3 protein-coding genes are annotated in these 2792 nt (G+C 37.4%); 2 read left to right on the forward strand and 1 reads right to left on the reverse strand.

All coding sequences use genetic code 11. The annotated features are described in order from the left end of the window. The first annotated feature begins 201 nt into the window (after nt 1-201). Nucleotides 202-1140: a hypothetical protein gene (locus tag B4H32_RS09910; protein WP_004682702.1), complete on the forward strand. Its 939-nt coding sequence runs from the start codon at nt 202-204 to the stop codon at nt 1138-1140. 36 nt (nt 1141-1176) lie between these two features. Continuing rightward, nucleotides 1177-1320, forward strand: a complete 144-nt coding sequence (locus B4H32_RS09915) for a hypothetical protein (RefSeq protein WP_004676793.1) — start codon at nt 1177-1179, stop codon at nt 1318-1320. A 77-nt stretch (nt 1321-1397) separates the two neighbouring features. Here B4H32_RS09915 and serC read toward each other — a convergent pair whose 3' ends face one another. Continuing rightward, the gene (gene serC, locus B4H32_RS09920; protein ID WP_286802706.1) at nt 1398-2477 is read right to left on the reverse strand and encodes a 3-phosphoserine/phosphohydroxythreonine transaminase; all 1080 of its coding nucleotides are present in this window, start codon (nt 2475-2477) and stop codon (nt 1398-1400) included. Between the last annotated feature and the right edge of the window lie 315 nt (nt 2478-2792).

Consider the following 2792-nt stretch of genomic DNA (forward strand, 5'->3'; position numbering starts at 1 on the left):
CGTTGGATAGGCTCAACAAGGAAAAAATATAGTGTAGCAGATTGCCATGACAGTGGAGTGAACAATACTGCCAATGTTGAGACAGGTATTTTTTTCATCTAAAAATGAATTAAATTCCATAGAATTACATATCCAGACTTGAAAAAACGCTGCGACCCTCGATTTAATAAAATAAGTTGAATCTCTTTGTATTATGTTTTTATGAAAAATCAAAACAGTCCTGAAACTATTAAAATTCAAGATCAAAATTTCGGCAATCATGTTGAGCATTGGAACCTATTGACTGATACACCCGAAACAGATGTTCCCAAATGGTTAGGACTGGCGCTGGATGCACCTGTGATGCCCATGGGTCTATGTGAAGATGAACAGGAGATGGACCAGTCATTCTGGCTGATTCAGGGACCAAGCGGTGAGGCGATCTCAATTAATCAAATTATTGTGGTTGAGGACCAAAAGCCACGCGCATTAAAAACTGCGTTTCCGAGTTTTGAAAGCCCATATAAATACGATGCAAAAATTGAACGAATAATTACCTGTGATTCCGCAACTCAGGCGGTATTAAGATTAAGTCTAAATAAAAATACGGTTATTTATGCCTTTGATAGTTTATTTAGTGTAAATCGCTGTCAATATGACAAAAACCAGAGTTATCAGGTTCAATTTAATGCCTGGGCATATGAATTGGAAACCGTTTCTAAAGATGAAAAAATCATTGTTGATGATCCAGCCTCAATTAAGCACCACCGCGCATTAAATGCAATTCTGGCGGAACATAATGGTATTGCCCCCGATAACCTACAGGAACTGATTAATGAGTGGCAACCCAAAACCCCAGAAGATCAAGAACCTGTCACTGTCGACTTTTCTAAAATGGTCGCCTATCTATATGGTGAGACATTAGGTCAGGAAGATGAAGCATGGTTTCAGGGAAATATCGTGGGTAAAACCACCATGCAGTTTATGCAGGATGAATATACCCTGTATGATGTAACACTGGTATTGGAAGATGATTTATCTGCAATTTTAATACGTATTGCCACTAAAAATGTTTTGTATAAAAACTTTAACATTGGTGAATATATTCGCGGCAACATCTGGATTCAGGCGAATATTTATGCTAAAACTGCACTAAAGTGACAAAAAATCGCATAAGTGGCATTTTTAGGCGTTCTAATGAAAATTATACCAGAACAAACGACCACCAGTGTTATTCCATCGAGTGATGAAACTCTTAAACTTGATGTTGGTGCTTTTTGCTTTTTTTTACTTGGTATGTTTTTAGCAGCACTTATTTTTCATCAAATTGGCTTGTTCTAATTTTTGACCATTTTCAACTTATACATATAAACAAAAGCCCTCAATGTTGAGGGCTTTTGTTTGAGATCAGTTATTACTTAACCATGACGTTTAGCAAATTCATCCATAAAGTTCACAAGTGCCTGCACACCTTCCAATGGAACAGCATTGTAGATACTTGCACGCATACCACCCACTGAACGGTGTCCCGCTAAATTTAGAAAATGATTTGCTTCAGCTTCTTTCAAGAAGGTCTTTTCCAATGCTTCATCAGCCAGGGTAAATGGCACATTCATCATTGAACGGTTTGCAATGGCGATTGGATTGTTATAGAAGTCGCTAGCATCAATATAACTATAGAGGAGTTTTGCCTTGTCCTGGTTGATTTTGTAGATTGCATCTACACCACCCTGCTCAAGCAGCCACTCAAATACTAGACCAGCCAAATACCAAGCATAAGTTGCAGGTGTATTCACCATTGAACCATTCTTCGCTTGGTCTGCATATTTTAGAATACTAGGAATTTCTGGTTTCGCTTGATCCAGCAAATCATCACGGATAATCACAATAGTTAATCCAGCAGGACCAATATTCTTTTGTGCACCTGCATAAATGAGCCCAAATTTATTTACATCTACGGGTGCAGACAAAATACTAGAAGAATAATCACAAACTAATGGTGCTTTTACATCTGGAACATTTGCGAACTGTAAACCACCAATGGTTTCATTATCTGCATAATGCACATAAGCCGCATGATCAGAAAGGTTCCAAGTGCTTTGTTCAGTGATCGCATGTTTGCCATCAATCAAAGTGGCCGCATCTACAACATTTACATCGCCGTAGCGCTTTGCTTCTTTTAATGCCTTCTCAGACCAAATTCCAGTATGGATATAATCAGCTTTGTTATTCTTACCCAACAAGTTGAGCGGAATCGCCGAGAATTGGAGAGATGCGCCACCTTGTAAGAACAGCACTTTATAATTCTCAGGAATATTCATGAGTTTGCGTAAATCAGCTTCCGCCTTTTCCGCAACAGCAACATAATCATTGCTACGATGACTCATTTCCATGATCGACAGCCCCTTACCCTGCCAATCCAACATTTCTTGTTGAGCTTTTTCTAAAACGGCAGTAGGTAATGCAGCAGGACCAGCGCAGAAATTATAAGCACGCATGAATTTTCCCTTGTCAAAGTGAAACAAATTGAGATAGGAATTTAAGCACAGATTGACGTAGCTTGCAGCAGCTTATCCAATAAATATTTCAATCATCTTTGGGTATTTGACTGATTTTAACAACAACCGTTTCTATTTATTTATGAGCAAATTATCTAATTTTCGGGAAATATATTTAGATTAAAAACTCTACTTTTTACAAATTTGATACACCAACATCGGCAATATAACTATTTAATTAAAAACATATTGTTTTAATTTTATAAAAAGAATTTAGACTCACTCAAGATATTATTAAAGTGCGACATACCATAA

This window comes from Acinetobacter sp. UBA2063, from assembly GCF_002333245.1.
Classification (GTDB): Bacteria; Pseudomonadota; Gammaproteobacteria; order Pseudomonadales; family Moraxellaceae; genus Acinetobacter; species Acinetobacter parvus.

Bases quoted from the DNA above. Each gene is read 5' to 3' on its own strand.
- B4H32_RS09910 (WP_004682702.1), top strand. From the start codon at position 202: ATGAAAAATCAAAACAGTCCTGAAACTATTAAAATTCAAGATCAAAAT.
- serC (WP_286802706.1), bottom strand. From the start codon at position 2,477: ATGCGTGCTTATAATTTCTGCGCTGGTCCTGCTGCATTACCTACTGCC.
- B4H32_RS09915 (WP_004676793.1), top strand. From the start codon at position 1,177: ATGAAAATTATACCAGAACAAACGACCACCAGTGTTATTCCATCGAGT.